At 55.3% G+C, this 1,227-nt stretch carries 1 protein-coding gene; it reads right to left on the bottom strand.

All coding sequences use genetic code 11. The features are described 5' to 3' along the window. On the bottom strand, positions 1 to 753 hold a 753-nt coding region (locus ROR02_RS16390; RefSeq protein ID WP_147165109.1), incomplete at its 3' end, for a hypothetical protein. Between the last annotated feature and the right edge of the window lie 474 nt (positions 754 to 1,227).

Here is a 1,227-nt window from a genome sequence, read left to right as displayed (position 1 = left end):
AGCATAGCCATCGCCGTTGAAATCGTTCCGGTTCAATAGCGGGTTGTTGTAATCCGTGCCCCCTTCGACCGACGAAATCACACTGATGTTGTCCAGCGAAACCCGATTGCCGGCCGAATGGCCGCTAATGATCAGTTGTGAAAACGTCGAGTCTTGGAAAATCGCGGGCGTTTCCACGGCCAGCTGGTGATCCGAGGTCTGGACAATCTCGGTTTCCCCGCCGGTGGTCCGCTGGTACGAGGTCCGCACCCGGGCTTGAATGCCGTTTTCCTCCGATCCCGACAGATAAAAGGTGACGAAGGAAAGGTCCGAAGGGTTGAGAAGGGTTCCGGCGTTGGACCAGGGGCTGAAGGTGGTCGTGGTCCCGAAACTAAGAGAGATCCCCTCGTCGTCCAGTCCCATGTGAACCATCGCCGAGCCCAGGCTGTATGGCTCAAAGAAACCAATCGACATGTCGATGTCTTCAGGGAGACGGCCGTCTTCAATGACCAGGAAAAAAGAAAGTCGGAAATTGCTTGAGAAGGGGATCTCTTCGAAAGATCCCGACAAATAAGAAAGGATGGTCAGCGTGCAAGCCATGGTTTGGCTCGACAGCCGTTCAACGGGATAATCAAACAATCCCCCCCCGCGAAGGTCGCCGTGTACGATGTGCTGCTCGAAATCCTCGGAGAAATTAAGCTGTTCGTTCGGTCCGACGACTTGATAATTGTCCTCGCCGGCGATGACCCAGCCTTCACCCGGAAGCAAGCTCATGGTGTCCTCCTGCCCTCATTCGGATCGTGAAACAACAAACAGCACGAAGCGGTCTGTCGCTCGGGGCAAAACACGCTTTGCGGTTCCGACTGCGTTTCAAACGGTACGACTCGCCCAGGGGTGGGTCAAGTTTCAGGATTGCAAAAGACACGAAAGCCACCTTAAGGCGATAGTCTCCCTCCTGAAGTCAGCCTTATCGCTTAAGTCGAAGCGGAGGGCGCCCCTCAAAAGGTTGGGTTTTGGAGCGTGTTCCGATCGGAACGGATCGGGGAATGCGCTTCAGGTCTGCGAGTCGCTGTGTTTTCAAGCCGCCGAAACGGTGTTTTTGCCGGCTGAAAAGGCACTTTCACATCCCTTTCTCGCGAGGGATCGGCGCGTTACTTCTGGCATGGTCCGCCCCGTTGTCTGTCCTTTTATACGTAGTTGAGGCTGTTCTGGGCGGTCCAACCGGTGTCGAAAACGCCCAATTGCTCG

Origin of the sequence: Pararhodospirillum oryzae, from assembly GCF_007992075.1 — a bacterium.
GTDB lineage: Bacteria > Pseudomonadota > Alphaproteobacteria > Rhodospirillales > Rhodospirillaceae > Pararhodospirillum > Pararhodospirillum oryzae.
This window is presented reverse-complemented; position numbering and strand designations above follow the sequence as displayed.